22 protein-coding genes and 1 riboswitch are annotated in these 18,391 nt (G+C 45.8%); of the genes, 10 read left to right on the top strand and 12 right to left on the bottom strand.

Features of this window, described 5'->3' with window-relative positions; translation table 11 throughout:
• The first annotated feature begins 301 nt into the window (after positions 1-301).
• Complete coding sequence (locus AB4114_RS08400; RefSeq protein WP_441988049.1) at positions 302-523, top strand: hypothetical protein; 222 nt, start codon at positions 302-304, stop codon at positions 521-523.
• A gap of 55 nt (positions 524-578) precedes the next feature.
• Here AB4114_RS08400 and AB4114_RS08395 read toward each other — a convergent pair whose 3' ends face one another.
• The gene (locus AB4114_RS08395; protein WP_441988048.1) at positions 579-1,214 is read right to left on the bottom strand and encodes an O-methyltransferase; all 636 of its coding nucleotides are present in this window, start codon (positions 1,212-1,214) and stop codon (positions 579-581) included.
• 136 nt (positions 1,215-1,350) lie between these two features.
• Here AB4114_RS08395 and AB4114_RS08390 point away from each other — a divergent pair, with 136 nt between their 5' ends.
• The gene (locus AB4114_RS08390; protein WP_056616402.1) at positions 1,351-2,490 is read left to right on the top strand and encodes a THUMP domain-containing class I SAM-dependent RNA methyltransferase; all 1,140 of its coding nucleotides are present in this window, start codon (positions 1,351-1,353) and stop codon (positions 2,488-2,490) included.
• Positions 2,491-2,856: 366 nt separating this feature from the next.
• On the opposite strand, the gene gloA2 is transcribed toward AB4114_RS08390, so the two are convergent.
• The 4 genes from gloA2 to AB4114_RS08370 form a co-directional block, all read right to left on the bottom strand.
• The gene (gene gloA2 / locus AB4114_RS08385) at positions 2,857-3,252 is read right to left on the bottom strand and encodes an SMU1112c/YaeR family gloxylase I-like metalloprotein (protein WP_441988047.1); all 396 of its coding nucleotides are present in this window, start codon (positions 3,250-3,252) and stop codon (positions 2,857-2,859) included.
• A gap of 70 nt (positions 3,253-3,322) precedes the next feature.
• Entirely contained in the window at positions 3,323-4,237 is a 915-nt protein-coding gene (locus AB4114_RS08380) for an exopolyphosphatase (RefSeq protein WP_441988046.1), read from the bottom strand.
• Between the two features lie 114 nt (positions 4,238-4,351).
• Positions 4,352-4,657 carry a hypothetical protein gene (locus tag AB4114_RS08375; protein ID WP_441988045.1) on the bottom strand — a complete coding sequence of 102 codons (306 nt, stop codon included), beginning with the start codon at positions 4,655-4,657 and terminating at the stop codon, positions 4,352-4,354.
• Between the two features lie 118 nt (positions 4,658-4,775).
• A riboswitch (cyclic di-GMP riboswitch) is annotated at positions 4,776-4,869 on the bottom strand.
• A gap of 116 nt (positions 4,870-4,985) precedes the next feature.
• Positions 4,986-6,209 carry an MDR family MFS transporter gene (locus AB4114_RS08370; RefSeq protein ID WP_441988044.1) on the bottom strand — a complete coding sequence of 408 codons (1,224 nt, stop codon included), beginning with the start codon at positions 6,207-6,209 and terminating at the stop codon, positions 4,986-4,988.
• A gap of 189 nt (positions 6,210-6,398) precedes the next feature.
• Here AB4114_RS08370 and AB4114_RS08365 point away from each other — a divergent pair, with 189 nt between their 5' ends.
• Positions 6,399-7,289 carry a TIGR01777 family oxidoreductase gene (locus tag AB4114_RS08365; RefSeq protein ID WP_441988043.1) on the top strand — a complete coding sequence of 297 codons (891 nt, stop codon included), beginning with the start codon at positions 6,399-6,401 and terminating at the stop codon, positions 7,287-7,289.
• Positions 7,290-7,359: 70 nt separating this feature from the next.
• A complete protein-coding gene (locus AB4114_RS08360) occupies positions 7,360-7,854 on the top strand; it encodes a glutathione peroxidase (RefSeq protein ID WP_441988042.1) in 495 nt (164 codons plus the stop codon).
• Between the two features lie 55 nt (positions 7,855-7,909).
• On the opposite strand, the gene AB4114_RS08355 is transcribed toward AB4114_RS08360, so the two are convergent.
• Together AB4114_RS08355 and AB4114_RS08350 are read right to left on the bottom strand one after the other, a co-directional pair.
• The gene (locus AB4114_RS08355; protein ID WP_171633994.1) at positions 7,910-8,131 is read right to left on the bottom strand and encodes a DUF1450 domain-containing protein; all 222 of its coding nucleotides are present in this window, start codon (positions 8,129-8,131) and stop codon (positions 7,910-7,912) included.
• A complete protein-coding gene (locus tag AB4114_RS08350; protein ID WP_441988041.1) occupies positions 8,131-8,433 on the bottom strand; it encodes a HesB/IscA family protein in 303 nt (100 codons plus the stop codon). The genes AB4114_RS08355 and AB4114_RS08350 overlap by 1 nt, the downstream gene beginning before the upstream one ends.
• A 220-nt stretch (positions 8,434-8,653) precedes the next feature.
• Between AB4114_RS08350 and AB4114_RS08345 the strand changes: the two genes are divergently transcribed.
• Genes AB4114_RS08345 through ytvI form a run of 3 tightly spaced genes read left to right on the top strand, consistent with a single transcriptional unit; the run spans position 8,654 to position 10,931 of the window.
• Positions 8,654-9,013 carry a winged helix-turn-helix transcriptional regulator gene (locus AB4114_RS08345; RefSeq protein ID WP_056616422.1) on the top strand — a complete coding sequence of 120 codons (360 nt, stop codon included), beginning with the start codon at positions 8,654-8,656 and terminating at the stop codon, positions 9,011-9,013.
• 40 nt (positions 9,014-9,053) lie between these two features.
• Positions 9,054-9,800 (top strand): type I methionyl aminopeptidase, encoded by a 747-nt coding sequence (gene map / locus AB4114_RS08340; protein WP_441988040.1) that lies wholly within the window; start codon positions 9,054-9,056, stop codon positions 9,798-9,800.
• 18 nt (positions 9,801-9,818) lie between these two features.
• Positions 9,819-10,931, top strand: a complete 1,113-nt coding sequence (gene ytvI, locus AB4114_RS08335) for a sporulation integral membrane protein YtvI (RefSeq protein ID WP_441988039.1) — start codon at positions 9,819-9,821, stop codon at positions 10,929-10,931.
• Between the two features lie 55 nt (positions 10,932-10,986).
• Here ytvI and AB4114_RS08330 read toward each other — a convergent pair whose 3' ends face one another.
• Positions 10,987-11,766, bottom strand: coding sequence for a helix-turn-helix domain-containing protein (locus AB4114_RS08330; protein WP_441988038.1), 780 nt, complete (start codon positions 11,764-11,766; stop codon positions 10,987-10,989).
• A gap of 121 nt (positions 11,767-11,887) precedes the next feature.
• Between AB4114_RS08330 and AB4114_RS08325 the strand changes: the two genes are divergently transcribed.
• From AB4114_RS08325 to AB4114_RS08315, 3 genes are all read left to right on the top strand, one after another.
• The gene (locus tag AB4114_RS08325; RefSeq protein ID WP_441988037.1) at positions 11,888-14,134 is read left to right on the top strand and encodes an FAD-dependent oxidoreductase; all 2,247 of its coding nucleotides are present in this window, start codon (positions 11,888-11,890) and stop codon (positions 14,132-14,134) included.
• 262 nt (positions 14,135-14,396) lie between these two features.
• Entirely contained in the window at positions 14,397-14,564 is a 168-nt protein-coding gene (locus AB4114_RS08320; protein WP_162261632.1) for a hypothetical protein, read from the top strand.
• 350 nt (positions 14,565-14,914) lie between these two features.
• Positions 14,915-15,049, top strand: coding sequence for a hypothetical protein (locus AB4114_RS08315; protein ID WP_441988036.1), 135 nt, complete (start codon positions 14,915-14,917; stop codon positions 15,047-15,049).
• A 46-nt stretch (positions 15,050-15,095) separates the two neighbouring features.
• Here AB4114_RS08315 and AB4114_RS08310 read toward each other — a convergent pair whose 3' ends face one another.
• The 4 genes from AB4114_RS08310 to AB4114_RS08295 all read right to left on the bottom strand — a co-directional run bounded on the left by AB4114_RS08310 (position 15,096) and on the right by AB4114_RS08295 (position 18,322).
• Positions 15,096-15,308, bottom strand: coding sequence for a hypothetical protein (locus tag AB4114_RS08310; RefSeq protein WP_171633989.1), 213 nt, complete (start codon positions 15,306-15,308; stop codon positions 15,096-15,098).
• A gap of 99 nt (positions 15,309-15,407) precedes the next feature.
• Positions 15,408-16,283 carry a M14 family metallopeptidase gene (locus tag AB4114_RS08305; protein WP_441988035.1) on the bottom strand — a complete coding sequence of 292 codons (876 nt, stop codon included), beginning with the start codon at positions 16,281-16,283 and terminating at the stop codon, positions 15,408-15,410.
• Between the two features lie 123 nt (positions 16,284-16,406).
• Positions 16,407-17,216 (bottom strand): glutamate racemase, encoded by an 810-nt coding sequence (gene racE, locus AB4114_RS08300; protein ID WP_441988034.1) that lies wholly within the window; start codon positions 17,214-17,216, stop codon positions 16,407-16,409.
• A gap of 113 nt (positions 17,217-17,329) precedes the next feature.
• On the bottom strand, positions 17,330-18,322 hold the full coding sequence (locus tag AB4114_RS08295) for a polysaccharide deacetylase family protein (protein ID WP_441988033.1): 993 nt from the start codon (positions 18,320-18,322) through the stop codon (positions 17,330-17,332).
• Positions 18,323-18,391: the final 69 nt, after the last annotated feature.

Here is an 18,391-nt window from a genome sequence, read left to right as displayed (position 1 = left end):
CAAGATAAATGGAAAATATCCAGTTATTATTAGCTCAAAACACCCATTTGCTCAAATAACTGGATTTTAGGAGACTAATTTTGACTCTTTCCTTCATTTCCTCGGAAAATTGAGAATTTACATGTACTTTTTCCATTTAATTCATACTTTCATCATATATCCCGAAAATTAGATGGAGGTTTTCCATTTATTCGACAAGCCTTGCGAATAGGGAATGATTTTACCCTTGGATGAAAATCATTGGAAATTTATTCCACCATATGCTAATATAAGTGCATGATGGAAAGTGAGGATTATCTGAATGAAGCTAAATTGGCGTAAAATCATACTGATTATCGTTTGTGCCGAATGTTTGTTTATCTACTGGAACAGCCTTAGCACGATGAGCTTCAAGAAGCAACGTACAACAACTCACCTCGCACCTGCCAAGCAACCTCAGGTACCCATAACACAAATTCAACCACAAATGAAAGATACGAAAAGGATCGATTTTGATTTACATACGAAGGATAAAGCATCCTAACAAGACGAAAGAGCGATCAGCTGCTAGCAGCGAATCGCTCTTTTTCTCAATTCATTTATTTCACACGGGCTAAAGCTAATCCATCATACGCCGGTAGTATCGTACTTTCCAGCCTCTCATCTGTCGCAATTCGCTGATTAAACGTTCGCATCGCTTGAACGGAAGCCTTCGTTTGCTTCTCATCCACAACTTTGCCACGCATCAATGTATTATCGCCAGCAATGATTGCACCTGGATTCGCCAGCTTGATCGCGAGTTCCAAATAGTTCGGATAATTCACTTTATCCGCATCAATAAAGAAGAAATCGAAGCGCTCGCCCCGCTCCAAGAGCTCGTTCAAGTGATCTAGTGCTTCGCCAATCCGATACTCAACGAAATCACCAAGACCGGCGTCGGTCACGTTACGCTTTGCCACATCCGCGAAATCTTGTTTTAGCTCCAAGGAAATGAGTTTTCCGCCCTCTTTTAACCCTCTCGCTAAGCAAATGCCACTATACCCGCCTAACGCTCCAATTTCCAACACTCGTTTCGCACCTATCATCGTAACCAGCATCGTTAATAATCTGCCATATCCTGGAGCGATAGAAATCTCAGGCATGTTGTGAGCTACAATAACTTCCTTCACCCGAGTCAGTACGGCATCTTCTTCATATAGACCTTCCATATAGCTTTCTGCAGTGATCGTTTCCATGTATTTGTCCTCCTAAATTCGCATCGTATGCAGGTACTTTGCAATACCCGTTTGTAAGTGTAACCTATTTGTCCTATACTTGTTAATTGTATGAGTTTTATGAGCGTTGTACAACCCGGATGGAAGGACTATACCTATGCCACAAAAAATTGAACTAATCGCCACTTGTCCGATGGGACTTGAGGCTATCGTTGCCCGCGAAATCCGTGACCTCGGCTATGAGGAAATGACCGTCGAGAATGGACGCGTCCGTTTCTTTGGTGACGAATTGGCCATCTGTCGGACGAACCTTTGGCTGCGAACAGCCGATCGCGTCCTCGTACTAATGGGGCAATTCAAAGCAACAACCTTCGATGAGCTTTTCGAAGGCACCAAAGCTCTCGCTTGGCCAGACTGGATCCCGAACGATGCCGAATTCCCTGTCGAGGGGCGATCCCATAAGTCACAATTATCCAGCGTTCCCGCTTGCCAAGGAATCGCTAAGAAAGCTGTCGTTGAGAAACTGAAGCAGCGCTATGGCACCGAATGGTTCCCCGAGAACGGAGCTCGCTATGTGATTGAAGTCGCGCTGCTGAACGATATCGCTACGCTAACCATCGACACGACCGGCCCCAGTCTTCATAAGCGCGGCTACCGCAAGCTCGTGACCGAAGCGCCGCTGAAGGAAACGATGGCGGCCGCTTTGATCCTGTTAAGCCGCTGGAACGTCGACCGGCCGCTCTACGACCCGTTCTGCGGGTCGGGGACCATCCCGATCGAAGCGGCGATGATCGGCTGGAACATCGCGCCAGGCCTGCGGCGCAGCTTCCCTAGTGAAGCTTGGGGAAACATTCCCCGCAAGCTGTGGGACAAAGCCCGCGACGAAGCGTTCGACGCGGTGAAAGACAACGTGCCGCTGCACATTGTCGGCAGCGACATTGACCCTGCTGCCATCGAAGTGGCAGAGGCGGCCGCCAAGGCAGCTGGACTGACGAAGCAGTTCCAGCTGAAGGTTGAGCCCATCGCCAAAGCGCGCCCGCGCGGCGACTATGGCTGCCTGATCACCAACCCGCCGTACGGCGAGCGTCTTGGTGAAGCACCGGATGTTGAGCTGGCGCTGCGCGAGCTCGGTGCATTAACGCGGCCGATGCCGTCGTGGAGCCTGTTCATCCTAAGCCCGAGCACACAGCTCGAGCATTATATGAACCGCCGCGCCGATAAGAAGCGTAAGCTTTTTAATGGACGGATCGAATGTAATTTGTTCCAGTATTTAGGACCGTTACCTCCGCGCAGGTAAGACACGTAGCATTCAAATAAATGAAACAGCGGCAGCGAGACTTTACGTCTTGGCTGCCGCTGTTTTTGGATTGCACTTACGGAGGTATCCCGTTTCTCCATGCCAAGGTAACGGACATGGAAGCCCCTATTCGATGAAACATCGCCGATTCAGAATTCTAACGGACACTATCGCGGCTATTAACCGTTTTTGGAGGAAATATGCACGCGAAATGGGCCAATAAGAGCTCTAGGGTCCGTTACGCGCAAAAAGAAATGAATTATAGGACAATAACGACACTGGCGGCCGTTAACCATTAATCTGACTAATCGATCTACGATTTTTTAGTCAGCTGTCCGATCTACTTCGGCCCGCTCAAAATTTCACCTATCCAACAATCTCCACCAATTCCAACGGCAATCCATCCGGATCCGCGAAAAACGTGTACAGATTCCCAGTAATCGGGTCAACCCGCACTGGCTCAACCGGAATTCCTTTGCTTTCTAGCTCTTGCACACTTTGCTCCATATTAGCTACAACGAAGGCCAGATGACGTAGCCCCCTCGCTTCAGGTTGATTCACGCGCAGGGGTGGATTCGGGAAAGAAAATAATTCAATTTCCTGTGCGGTAGCCCCAATGCGCAAATCCAATTTGTACGAGTCTCTTTCAGCGCGATATGTTTCGTGAATGACGGTAAGTCCGAGTAAATCAACATAGAAATGCTTCGATTGCTCGTAATCCGAACAAATAATCGCAACGTGGTGCATCTGTTTTAAGTCCATGGATGACAACCTCCTTACAAAGAAAAACCGCACGCTGGGCTGCTCCCCCGCTGCGGCTTGTCCACTTATTTTAACCTGCTGCTTGCATCGTTTCAACGATTTTGTTCAGAACCTCGTCAGCTTGCCCATAATCCACTTGGCAAGTCCCTGCAGCATGATGCCCACCGCCGCCATGTTGAAGCATCAAATCCCCAATGTTTGTTTGTGCGGTGCGATTGACAATGCTGTGCCCGCAAGCGAATACGCAGTTTTGTTTGTTTCGACCATCAACAATCCAAATCGAGGTGTTTTGCTCCGGATATAGGGCATAGACCATGAAACGATTCCCCGGATAAATCGTCTCCACATCGCGAAGATCCGTAATGACGACATTTCCCTCAACCCGTGTATAGGTTTGCAGCATGTCCCGGTATAGCGCATCTAGTTCAAAATAACGAGCTACACGCTCTTTCACATCGGGTAACTCCATGATCTCACCAACGGATTTCGTTGCACAATGCTCCACTAGATCCTCCATCAACTGATAATTACTGATGCGATAATCCCGATAACGACCTAATCCCGTTCGAGCATCCATGATAAACGAAAGCAAATCCCAACCGCTCGGATTCAAAATATCTTCTTTGCTAAACTGCGCGGAGTCCGCTTTATCTACACCTTGCATAATATCGTCGATATCGCCGAAGGTTTCTTTCCCACCATAGTAATCATAGACAACTCGTGCAGCACTTGGAGCAAGTCGCGTTTCACCTTTGTACGTTACGGATTCCCCCATCCGTGTGAGTTCACTGGAATGATGATCGAACCATAAACCACATCCTGGAACGTAGGGTACATTTGCCAAAATATCATTCTCCGTAACCTCAATTAAGCCGTCCTGCATATCTTTGGGATGGACAAACTTCATTTCATCCACCATATTTAATTGTTTGAAGAGCATCGCGCATACTAAACCATCGAAATCGGAACGTGTGATCAATCTCATGCCATGCATCTCCTTTAATGTAGTTCTTAAGAACTATGAAATGTGATGGTCATATTATATCAGCTAGTGTCGTTTGGTGACAATGAGCGATTTCAAAAAAAAAGAGCGATTCACCTAGATAGGCTGAACCACTCTCAATTTGGATGATAGACATTGCAAAAGTCTTGTGACAAACCCTTCGATTTGAGCCATCGGAGGCATTTTCACAGACAGCTTTACTTCGCCTTTCCAGTAAAAAATCAGAATGCTATTGTTTCTCCCGTGAAACATCTCAACATCCCAACACGCTTCGTTTAATGCATACTCTTCTCGGTTAATCATAAGCTTTGGTCCATCCGTGGATGGCACCAAACGTGCAACATGGTTACCGCATAACGATGTTGCTTTCTGTTCATCCTGGAATTTAACTTCCGATTTCATGCCGCTAGGGCCTCCTTTGTACGTGTCATTCCATTTGATTCATTTGCTTCGCTATGACAGAGAAAAAAACCCACCGTAGTGAACCGACTAGAGGGGTTCTGAAGTGAATTCCCAATCGTTCGGTGGCTGGCTGGCTGCTTGTCCTTTGCAGGAGAAGTAAGGCCCCTGTAGCTTTGCGTCACTGGCTTTCGCCAGCTTTGCCTTTGTCGAGATGACATGCACAATCATTTTAGATGTAGATTTCAAAATAATACTTGCTATACTCTCAAGGATAAGGGATGACGATTTGAAATCGAATAGTTCAAAGGAACTATTTTTACGAAATTCATCATAATATTTGCATTTTCGACGTTATTTTCACTGTTTTTTGACGTTTCGTGCCTCTCCAATAGAAAATCGAGCCAATCATCGACAAAATAGCGATCACAAGAAAGAGCGTGCTGCCGCCAAAGGAAACCAATAGAAAGCCGCCAATCCATGGCCCCATAAAGTGACCTATGTTCGTTAATGTTTGAGCACCGTAGTACGTTCCTCGCATATGTTCAGGAGCTAGCTTATCTATCAACATGTTCGCGGCAGGATAGTTCAAAATTTCACCAAACGTGAAAATTCCCATTGAAATAATCAGCCATGTCAAAGAGTGTGAAAACGCAAATCCGATATCACCTAATGCGAACATCAAGTTGCCAACAACAATAGCCGTTAGAGGTGAATACTTTTCTGCCCATTTCCCCAGCGGAATCTGCATCGCAATAACAACAATGGCATTGGCGCTCATGAGAATGGCGAACATTTTGACCCCATTAGCAAAATCCCTTTGTAAGTACTGCGACAACGTCACCATCACCTGTGAATAACCAATGGCTCCGATAATCCCCCCGATTATATACAAACGGAAGGTCATATCCTTACGAATAACACCTATCGCAGAACGGAAAGTAACGATGGCTTTCTTCTCACCTTCGATTTTCTTAATCCCGAATTTAATTAGAAGGGCGTAAAGTGTCACACCATAGATTACATAAATAATCCCGGTCAGCAGGAATGGCAAGGCTCCGTTCATAGTTGCAAAGAAAGCTCCCAGCAAAGGTCCAACAGCTACACCAACGTTAATCGCCATATAGCGGAGTGAAAATACTTGCATCCTTTTGGACGGCTCCGTTAAATCTGCCATTAGCGCTTGTGACACAGGCTCATAGAATGAGCGGCACAGTCCATTGAGCATATTGAGCAGCATAAATAAGACCGGTAATTTTACAACACTGAATCCGAGGAATACGACTCCCCAGCCAAAGAGTGCCGCGAGCATAATGACTCGACGTCCGAATCGGTCTGACAACGTACCACCGATAAAACCGCCAAACGTTCCAGCTAATGCCCCCATTCCAATTACAATACCAATGAGCCCAGGGCTCATATCGGAGTGCTTCGCCAAATAGATTGCTAGGAACGGTAAACTCATGGAAGAAGCAGCCCGAGCCATGACCGTACCTAAGATAAGCGTATGTACGATAGGATGATAGGCTTGAAGAAATTGACGCATTCGATTCATAGACGATGACTCCTCTCGCTGACACACGAATTACCCTATGGTTAATTAATAACCAAAATCCAATTATACACGAAAATAGCGAATTGTGTCGTCATTTTAGACTGGAATGTTTACCTTTCTCGATCGCTTTCTCCTTGATGGTATTTATTGGATGGAGTATCTATAATAATGATATGGAGGTGCTTGCATATGAAAATAGCGATCACAGGCGGCAGTGGGTTTATTGGAAAACGTTTAATCACTTACTGGTTGGGACAAGGTCACGAACTTATTAATATATCACGCTCATCTTCCAAGCAGATACCAAGTGTCAGAACGATAACATGGGATCAGTTAGAGCAAAATACGGAATCTCTTGCAGGTCTTGATGCAATCGTAAATTTGGCTGGTGAATCCATCAGTCAACGGTGGACGAAAGCGGCTAAGACGCGAATTTTACAATCCCGATTGCAGGCGGCTGAGCATGTAGCCAAGCTTGTCGCGAAAATGGATCCAAAGCCAAAGGTCGTTGTGAATGCTTCCGGCATGTCGTATTACGGTATTTCGGATTCAGATACCTTTGATGAGACGAGTCCTTATCGAGAGACGGACTTCCTAGCCAGCGTAGTCAAGCAATGGGAAGCTGCGGCTGATTTAATCCAAGGAACACGTATCGTGAAGGTGCGGGTTGGACTGGTGTTGGATAATAAAGAAGGTGCGTTCCCCAAGATGGCACTTCCTTATAAGCTTGGAGTAGGCGGCACAGTTGGCAGCGGCAGGCAGTGGCATTCGTGGATTCATATCGATGATATGGTGAGACTTATTGATTTTTGCGTTCAAAATGAATCGATTGCTGGTCCCGTTAACGCAACGGCCCCAAATCCAGTAACGAATAAGCAATTGGGACGCGCGATTGCGACTGCCATGCGAAGACCCAATCTCTTTCCTGTTCCGGCATTTATGATGAAATTAATTTTTGGCGAACTTTCTGTTCTGCTTCTGGAAGGTCAGAAGGTCATTCCTCGTGTACTTCAAGAGCATGGTTTTGAGTGGCGCTTTCCTTCGATCGCAGGTGCATTAGAAGATTTGGCGAAAAAATAACTTTCCTTCTGAATTAAAATTGTGTACAATTAAATTGTGAGAAATATTAGTTTCGGAAGGTTGTGTCACTATGAGTGTACATCAATTTAAAATGAAAACGATTCGCGGTGAAGACAAATCGCTTAGCGATTACAAGAATCAGGTCCTACTCATTGTAAATACAGCAACCAAATGCGGGTTAGCTCCTCAATTCGAAGGACTTCAAAAGTTACACGACACCTATAAAGATCAAGGCTTTAGTGTCCTAGGTTTTCCCTGCAATCAATTCAGAGATCAGGAGCCTGGCGATAACAAGCAAGTTGAACAGGCGTGCCAACTTAATTTCGGTGTTAATTTTCCGCTATTCGCCAAGATCGATGTGAATGGCTCCGATGCCCATCCATTGTATCGTTATTTGAAGAGCAAGGCATCTGGCCTATTCGGGTCCGGTATCAAGTGGAATTTCACCAAATTCCTAGTCGATGGAAACGGCAATGTAATCAAGCGCTTCTCTCCTACTACGAAACCGCACAAGATCGATCGTGAAATTCGTAAGTTGTTAGAAAAATCAGCCGTTTACGCCTAATTCCAGCTTATATAAGCAAAAAAGCATCCTGTCCTATTGGACGGATGCTTTTTACTCATTTCACGTATTTTTTTGCTTTGTCGATGGCTTCGTCTTCCGTTGCGCCCGTAATATAGCGGCCATTAATAAAGATGAATGCGAATCTCGAACATGGACCGCAATACGATTTGCACGCAACTTTGACTTCTGTGTCCGGTGCAATGGCACTTATTTTGGCAAGTGCCGATTTCACCTTCATGTGTTTGCATTTATCACAAATGCGAATATCATTCCGCATTAGTGGTCTCCGTGGTTCCCCTTGCTTGGGTTAGTAATCATGAAGCCTTCCTCTGGTGTGTAGAAGTAGTCGATACGGATACCATCTAGAAGTGGCTCGGATTGATCTAACAAAACATCAATTCCTTTGTCCGTGTTTACTACAACATCATTTTCTGTTTTATCATCAAGACCCAAACCATAGTGAGCATGATCACCATGCTTATGCGTCACTTGTACGCGAACCAACAAACCTTGGTTTTCTTCTTTATTAAGCTCCAATTGAAGTACTTTTGCTGCGTTACGAGAAATTTTGACCTTCATATGTACACATCTCCTGAAACAATAAATTTTAATTTTAACTCTATTGTAAAGAATCTAGAGCATGAAATCAACCTTGTCCTATTCTGCCCTTCTATTGCCAAATTCCATAAGGAACTTTAAAATACATAGTAGTATGAGTATTAATCCCTTATTACAAAATGTTAACTTACTAACCTAAAAGTAAGTACCCTACACAATTTTGATGAAAGGAAGCGATCTCATGTCCACTCTTGAAAATGAAAAAGTCGCTCCACTTAGCAACTATGTTCCCAAAATCCCTAAAGAAATCGAGTGTTCCGTCGAGCGAACCTTGGAGGTTATTGGCGGGAAATGGGCATTTCTTGTACTTCGTGAATTATTCTGTGGAACGAAACGTTTCGGAGAGCTGCAGCGCCAAATTACGGGCATCAGTCCCAAATCCCTTACGGATATTTTGCGCCATCTTGAAGAACATGGGGTTCTCGAACGCATGGCGTTCCCTACAGTTCCTGTTACCGTTGAGTATACCTTGACACCAAAAGGGCAGGATCTGCATCAAATTATTAGAGAGATGAAGCTTTGGTCAGCAAAATGGACATAATGAACAATTAGGGAAGCTAGCTGAGAAGGAGAGAAACTTGATGATTACTATTAAAACAAAAGAACAGATTGAAGCCATGGGGAAAGCAGGCCGAATCCTTGCCGATTGCCATAAGGAAATCGCGAAAATGATTCGCCCGGGCATTACATCGTGGGAAATCGATCAATTTGTCGAAGGCTTTCTGGCCAAAAATGGCGCTACGCCTGAGCAAAAAGGGTATCACGGCTATCCTTACGCAACCTGTGCTTCAGTAAATGACGTCATCTGTCATGGCTTCCCAAAGAAAGAGCCGCTCAATGATGGTGACATTGTTACGATTGACATGGTCGTTCGGGTCGATGGGTGGTTAGCAGACTCCGCGTGGTCATACGCGGTTGGCAACATCTCGCCTGTTGCTGAGAAGCTTCTGAAAGTTACCAAAGAGTCCTTATATAAAGGCATTGAAAAAGCTGTCGTCGGCAATCGGATCGGCGATGTCGCCAACGCTATTCAAGTCTACGCGGAATCGCAAGGCTTCTCTGTTGTTAGAGACTTCATCGGTCACGGAATCGGCTCCGAGATGCATGAAGAGCCTCAAGTGCCACATTATGGGCCGGCCGGCAAAGGGCCGCGCATCAAGGAAGGCATGGTTTTCACCATTGAACCGATGCTGAATGTCGGTAAATATCACTCCAAAGTTGATCAAGATGGATGGACAGCTAGAACCTACGATGGCAGTCTCTCTGCACAATACGAGCATACGATTGCTATCACAAGTAACGGACCGATTATTTTAACTGAACAATAACGATCTGGAGGAAAAGGGATGCTTTCTTTTTACAAGAAATATTGGCGAACGGTATTTGACATAGGGCTCATCGTACTAACCGTCTACTTATTCATGCTGTTATTCAGTTATTTGTACGCCATCGCCACGCCAATCTTCTTGGCCTTGATTATTTTCATGATGATCGAGCCCCTGGCTCGGTTCTTAAATCGCAAAGGCATGCGTAAATCGCTTGCCTCCGCCATCTCTACCTTGGTTTTCGTCCTGATTATCCTAGGTGCGTTGGCTGGGGCAGTCGTCATCTTCACCAGTCAGATTATGAGCCTTGCGGATAAAATCGATGACTACGCAGCGATTTTCAATGAGCAGATCATTCATCGGATTGCTGAGTTAAATGATCGATTCCAAGCCCTGCCCGACGATGTGACTGGCAAAGCCAAAGATTATGCTGGCCAATTTGCTGGCAAAGCGTCTACGTTCCTAGTTGCCTTTTTATCAGGATTGGTCGCTTCCCTGACCTCCTTCTCCACGTTCATGTTCAATTTCATCGTCGGCATCATTCTCGCATACTTCTTAAGCATCGAAATTGAATCTTGGAAACGTATTGCAAGTGAGCAAACACCGAACACATTCAAATCTGCCTTCTTTTTTCTAAAAGAAAATGTTGTGAAGGGGATCGTATCTTACGTAAAAGCACAAGCCAAGCTCATCACATTAACGTTCATCGTTGTTTTTATCGCCTTGCTCGTACTGAATGTGAATAATGCATTCTCTATCGCCCTATTGTCAGCGATTTTCGATGTCCTTCCATTGCTCGGTGTTTCCACTTTATTCATCCCGTGGATTATTTACTTGTTCATCGTTGGTAATACAACGCTGGCGATCTGGCTAAGTTCACTACTCCTCGTCGTGATTCTCGTCAGACAAATTATGGAACCCAAAATCACAGGTGAATCCTTAGGGGTATCGGCATTTACAACTCTTGCTTTTATGATTATCTCCCTATCCCTCTTTGGGGTAGCCGGGGTGATTCTCTCGCCAGTGCTGATCATTCTGATCAAAGCCTTACATACGCAAGGATATTTGCAGCGTTGGATCCGCAAGCCGGAGAACGAATATACCGAAGGAAAACTGCCGTATACGGGCAATTGAAAAAAGAGCTAAGCGGGTTAAATCGCTTAGCTCTTTTGCTTTTGGCTGACACCCGCTATACGCGATGCATGCTCCGATAAATAGAGGGGGCCATGCCGATTTTACTCGTAAACACGCGGCTCAAATAAAAGCCATTCTCATACCCGCATTGGGACGCGATCACGTCCAACGTGAATGACGTACTTTCTAATAGATGCCTCGCTCTTGTCAACCGTAAATCATTAATAAATTCCGTTGGTGTTTGGGCAAAGGCTTTCCGAAACCTTCGGGTAAACTGAACAGGCGTCAGCGCCAGTTTTTGAGCCAAATTCAACATCGAAAGATTGCCGTAAGCATGTTCGGCAAGAAAACTCCGTGCTTGGTCCATTTGTTCATCCATGATGGTCTCAGCGGGACTCTCCTGGATCATCCTCTCCATTTGTACCATTCGCAAGAGATCATTCACAAGGTGCAGCTTATGCTGTGTGCTCTCTTCATCCCACCCTTGCAAAGTTCGCAAATAGCGAAAACTGGATGTTAAACGTGGCAGGTCTAGTAACGACAGTTTTCCTTGCCACTTCGGATCATGTTCTATTTGGGCTTCCCCTATAAACTGTATAAAGTGAAAGCTCAGCGGCTCTAACGTTTTTCTACGGAACACCGCACGAGGGGGGCAAAGAACAAAATCTCCAAATCTAGCCTCGCCTTGCTCCTCGCCAATTTCATAGAAAAAGCTCCCCTCCTCCACGGCAAATATCGTCCAACATGGATAGGTATCACGCTCGAACATGAATTCGTTTTTCTGATGCCAAAACACATGTGATAGAAGCTTCAAGGCAAGATCCCGATTTGTCATGTCACACGCTCCGTTGAATGAAATAAAGTGTATGCTTATTGTAACTCACTGTATGTTAAAAGGGTATTATCTATTCTAAAATGCAAGGTATAGCTAGTTAATCATAGTGAGGTGCTCCTATATGAAACATGAAATCGTTACATCTGATATTACCGTCGTTGGCGGAGGATTGGCTGGTGTTTGCGCCGCAGTTGCGGCAGCTCGATTAGGTCAAACTGTTTCTTTAGTTCAAAATCGGCCTGTTCTTGGCGGAAATGCAAGCAGTGAAATACGTGTGTGGGTATGTGGGGCCACCTCTCATGGTGTCCATCGCAACGCCCGGGAAACCGGCATTATGGGCGAACTTTTCGTAGAGAATCAATATCGAAATATCGATGGTAACCCTTATATCTGGGATTTGATTGTGCTTGAGAAAGTGAAAGCTGAGCCCAATATTACGTTGTTCCTCAACACAGATGTCCACGAGGTTGATGCTTCAGGTGATGAAGATCATCGCACCATTCAAGCCGTCACAGGTTGGATGATGGGCTCGGAGCGAAGAATCCGATTCATAAGTCGTGTTTTCCTCGATTGTACGGGGGATGGTCTAGTTGGCTTCCTTGCTGGTGCTAAATTCCGTATTGGCCGTGAAGCTCAACATGAATTAAACGAGGAATGGGCGCCACTCGTGCCGGATGATATCACACTAGGAAGCACGCTGCTCTTTTACACTAAGGATGCTGGTCGCCCAGTGAAATATATCGCTCCGAGTTTTGCCAAAGATATCACACAAACTTCAATTCCTATGAAACGTGTCATTCGCAGTGGTGATAATGGATGCGCTTACTGGTGGATTGAATGGGGCGGCGAGCATGACACCGTCCATGATAATGAGCGAATTCGAGATGAACTCTCCTCCGTTATCTATGGGATTTGGGATTATATCAAAAACTCCGGGAAATTTGACAGCGACAATCTAACTTTGGAATGGATCGGGTCAATTCCAGGGAAACGGGAATATCGTCGCTTCGTAGGGGACTACGTCCTGAATCAAAATGACGTGATTGCCCAAGAGTTCTTCGAGGACCGTGTTGCCTTCGGCGGCTGGTCGATTGATTTGCATCCACCGCAAGGCATGTATTCGACGGAAAGCGGCTCTAAGCATATGCATATGGATGGTTCCTATCATATCCCGTTCCGTTCCCTCTATTCGACCAATGTGTCGAATATGCTCATGGCTGGACGCAATATCAGCGCGTCCCACGTTGCTTTCGGCACAACACGTGTTATGGCGACATGTGCGGTTATTGGCGAAGCTGCGGGTACAGGCGCCGCCCTGTGCGCAGCCAAAGGGATCTCGCCGCGCGAGCTGCACAGCGAGCACTTGAATGAGCTGCAGCAGACGCTGCTGCGGCAGGATGCGTCGATTCTCGGCGTGGTGAATAACGACGAGGGAGATCTTGTTCGCAGCGCGACGCTGAAGGCCTCCAGCGCGCTGACAGAGCTGGCTTTGGAGCAGTCGGCTGGTGTTTATCCTTTGGAGACGCCTGCAGCGCTTCTAGTGCCTGTAGATCCTTTTCTTAATGGCATAGAGCTATTAGTCGATGCGACTGCTGATACAGAGTTTACTGTCGAACTGTGGGACACAGGCAAGCCGCAGAATTACGTCCCTCATACGCTCATAGCGTCGGTTGTCGTGCCTGTAGCTGAGGGAATGAAGCAGTGGGTTACAGCTGCGCTGAACTGGGAGCCTGCACATGCTCAGAACGCATTCATCGTGCTCAAAAGCAACCCTGCTCTAGCTGTACATCTATCCGATCGCCCGCAATCTGGCGTACTGTCCTTTAAAAACAATACGGTAACGACAAGTACCGCTGACTTCGGGGAAATGCATCCTAATCAACCTGTGATCGACTGGAGTCCCTATAGCTTTAAACGGAAGCCATTCTGCTTCCGACTCCTCTCACCTACTTCCGCCTTCGCAGCTGAGAAAGCAGCTGATGGATATAAGCGGCCTTACGGCAGCCCGCATCTATGGTCTTCCGCAGGAGGAACTGGCAACGAGGAATGGCTTGAGGCGAGCTGGACCGAGGCTCAAAGTATTGGGAACGTGCACATTACGTTCAATGATGACGTCAACGAGGATCTTATTAACTTGCATCACCATCGTACCGAATTCGAAATCATCCCTGAACTCGTTAAGGATTATCAAGTGCAAGCATGGGTTGGAGAGTCGTGGACAACAGTTGTTGAGGCGACCAACAATCATACTCGGCACTATGTTCATGTGTTAGACAGCGCCGTATCAACGAACCGTCTGCGTGTTGTTGTTGCTTCAACGAATGGATCAGCGCATGCAGAAATCGTGGAATTACGTTGTTATCGTTAAAATAGTGAATAGGAAAGAACCGATATTGCCATGTGCTTCATGGTTGAGATCGGTTCTTTTTTTTACGCAGACTTGAAGAAAGAACATGGATGGTCTTCCCACTTTGATTGCTCATATCGGTATAATTACACTCGGACAAGCCCCCTTAATTATTTGAAAAATAGGCCAGCTTTGCCCTTGTTTAACCTTACATGATGTGTTATATTAAAAGTGCATAGAATCAAGGTTTTCGCTTTTAAAAGCTGACATAGGAGTGATGAAAATGTTACAAATTCCGCATGGCGAAGAAATTATTCGTGTTGAAATGACAGTTAAGGAAGCGCTTGCACTAACTGGAACGAAATTTGCCCAAAGCAACAAACTTGAGACAGACGCAATGAAGAAGCTCAAACAATCTTTAGCAGATAAATTACTCACACCAAACCATTAATTCATACACATATGGAGCTCCACGAGATTATCTCGTGGGGCTTTTTATTTTTGTTCTGGAGGCATCTATGGGAATCTACAGTGCAAACTTCCGATTTCTAAGTCGGCGCTGGTCGTCGCAAATGAATTAACTGGAAATTGTACAGCTATTATTTGGAAATTCGCCCGAAAATTCAATTTAGATGGAAAATAGGTAGTTAATTTTGCCTCATTCGATCCTATCTGCAAAAACGCAGGTAATTAACTGTACATTATCCATCTAAACGTGATTTCAGCCGAAATTCGAATGAATTAGCTACTTAAAATCCATCTATTCGTGTCAATCGGCGGCATACTAGGGGGACGAGGGTTGTGGGGGTTGTTGGAGATGTGGGAGTTGTCGGAGTTCAGGAGTTGCGGGAGTTGCCTGAGTTGTGGGAGTTGTGGGAGTTGCGTGTGTTTGCGGGAGTTGTGGGAGTTGACGGGAGTTGGTCCAACTTGTTGTGAGTTGTAAATAGACAAAAAATCCACCCCTCCAAGGGGCGGATCTTGGTTAGTTGATTTTTCTACGTGTCAAAATGCACGGTACACCTCTGCCGACAGCCCCAGGCTGTGACATCATATCCAGATAGCGCATGCCCCTTGCGCAAGGTGTTTTGCACACCGAACAAGTGGCAGACTCAACCATCCTCATCGTGTATTGAGCACGAGATGAAAGTTCCTTTTTCTTCTTAACAACTTTGCCTTTACCTTTAGGTGGTGCCATGTTCACGCCTCCCCAACAGCTTCCTTTCCTCAGTATATGAAGTCTGGGCAAAGTCGGTTCGTGGCGAAGGCAAGCAAGTTGAAGAAACTTGTCTTGAGATTATAATTCCAAGGCCGTCAATAAGATAGGAACGACTTCCTCATAAAGTAACGCAAACGTTTCAACTGGCAGAGGATTGACGCCGAACCCCACCTCAACTGTAAAGCCTGGTCGCCGAAACTGTTGAATGAACCAATCTTTATACCCTGCATCACTGCCTGTAAGCTTCACAGCCTCGTAATTACTGGCTAAGGCCAACCTCTCTGCAAGTGCTTCAGCTTCAGCTGGTTCATAATCACGGTAATTCCAATAAATTTCTCTCCCCTGTGTATGTAAGGAAACGACAAGCTCGAAGTCATGACACTCGGTGAACCCCGCTAATGCCGCGGCTTCCGGTTCAGATAGCGGAGCTTCGCCGCCATAATCACGCTCGCCTGGTCCTTCCTGTTCTCTTCGCAGCTTCTCTTCTTCCCAATGGGCAGGGAATTGGTCATTGAGGTCTACGCCGCGGATATTCGCCTTCCAATTTATAAACGATAAGGAGCCTTTATTCCATGCCAACAATGCTTCACGATGTGGATGTTCTTCGGGCAGTCCATGCAATACCAGCTCAACCCCGTCAGGATTGACCATAGGCACGACCCATAAGGCATACTCTGACAAAATACGTCTAACATTACGCCCCTGCCATGCCGTCCCTCTTGCATAAGCACATGCCAGATCTTCAACAAATTGCATCAGCAAGGGGGCTGTTATCCATTCATTCGCATGCATAGCTGCATTGAAATGGATTTCCTTCGTACCGTGCCCGATACGCAGCGTATGAATGTCCCTCCCCATCGCACTTTGGCCAATACACGCCATTTGCAAAAATGGATATATTTTGCCTAAACGATTCAGCTCCTGTACCAATGTCTGATAGCCATATCCTAACACACAACCACCTGCCTTTTACTTCTTTCGTATGGCTAATCTTATGATTAGATTGCTTGACCCATGCGGTATCTCAGTTCCACGAGATGAAATAAAAATAGACCCGAAAGGGTCTATTTGCATCACTTAAATAATACTCGGCACTTGCCACACGACAGGCATGAAGGCAATATAATCCTTGAGCCAATTCTCCGCAATCTGCCGAAACACAGTTGGCGTACCACTGCAGAAAAACTGATGAATCGGTATTTCATTGGATTTCGTTTGCATGCCTCTCTGAGAAAGGATTGTACTTATGTCTCTGGCTGTCTCTTCGGCCGAAGAAATTAATGTCACTTCAGGCCCCATAACTTGTGAAATGGATTCCATCAGAAACGGGTAATGGGTACATCCCAGAATTAAGCAATCAATCGGCTTATCTTTCAAGGGACTCAGGGATTGCTCCACGATGGAATGCGTACGATCACTACTAAAAAGTCCTCTCTCAACAAATGGAGCTAGTAACGGACATGCCTCACTATATACATGAATATCTGGCGAAATCTGCCTCAGCGCGGTTTCATACGCTTGGCTGCGAATCGTTCCATCCGTGCCAATGACACCGATCCTACCGCTTCGAGTCATTTTGATTGCTGCTCTAGCTCCTGGTGAAATCACGCCTACGACAGGAATCGAGACGCGCGCGCGTATGTCTTCAATCGCGACAGCAGTCGCCGTATTACAGGCAATCACAATCATTTTGGGATTAAACTGAAGTAAGTAGTCTACAATTTGACGAGTAAAGTGACGAACTTCACTAGCAGGTCGGGGGCCGTAGGGGCTCCTGGCTGTATCTCCAAAATAAATGACCTTTTCATGCGGCAGCTGTTTCATAACTTCTTTTACAACAGTTAACCCTCCGACTCCGGAGTCCAGTACGGCTATCGCTTGCTGCACACATATCCGCTTCCTTTGCCGGTTGATGAATTGATATAAACCACATGGTTAGGATATGTGCGGCCAAGCTTAAAGGTACCAAGAGTACTACACAGATTTAGACCTAATCTTCTTTACTTTTTCGGCTGAAGCTCGGTTACAAGTCCGAATTCATACCCTCTCTTTTTGATTTCTTTACAAATACGATCCAGCGCCTGCATGTTCTCAACCGACCCTTGATGCATCAGAATCACATTGCCGTCATGCAAATTATTCATAATATCGTTGTAGGGATCCTCAGCTCCATTCGCTCTAGGCTCCCAATCACGCATGGCTGTAGACCAGAACACAGACGTATAGCCCATTTCAGAAACAAGACTTAAATTATGAGCATTATAGTGCCCATAAGGGAAACGGAAATAGTTCCCGACCTCTTTACCAGTGATTTGCTTATACACGACTTCAAAATCCTTAATTTCCTTGCGGATCTGATCATCCGTCAAATCATTAAAATCAGTATGTGTCATCGTATGGTTCGCAACATAATGACCGTCTGCCACAATTCTTTTCAAATAATCCGGGTTCTTCTTGATGTTGTTTCCTGTGATAAAAAAGTTCGCTTTCACATTGTTCTCTTTGAGTGATTTCAGCATGAGATCAACCTCAATGAGCGGTCCTCCTGCATCAATCGTTAAATAGACTTTTTTCCCGGTCCCAACCCAGACTGCTTTCTGGTCACTGGTAAAGGATTTGGTTTCATGCGGAAAATCAGGAACTTGCCCTGTTTTTTTCTTCATATAGTACCAAGAATACGGAGTCCGATCTGCGGGTAAAGGTTTCGTTTTAGCAGGTTCAGGTGTGGCTTTAGGTGTCGCACTAGGCGTCGGTGTAGCTGGTGATGCACTTGGTACTGTCGTTGTCTGAGGTATTGGTGTTGGTGCCGTTGTCGGCGATGGTTTAACCGTTTGCGTAGGAGATGGTGTTGGCGAAAATCTAGGGGAAATAACTGGACTGGCTTTGGCAGCCGCTTCCGTGCCGACAGGGGCAGTTAGGCTTATATCTGCACAACCGACCAACGAAACACTCAATATGATCAGCAGTGCAGCTTTATGGGTATGTTTAATCATGAGATACACCTCGAGATAGAAATGGATTCTTCATCCATCTTATTCGACAGTGAATGACAATTTACCTGC

Origin of the sequence: Paenibacillus sp. 2RAB27, assembly GCF_052115445.1 — a bacterium.
In the GTDB taxonomy this organism is placed as follows: Bacteria; Bacillota; Bacilli; order Paenibacillales; family NBRC-103111; genus Paenibacillus_E.
Note: the sequence above shows the minus strand (reverse complement) of the source record. Positions and strands in the feature narration are given on the sequence as shown.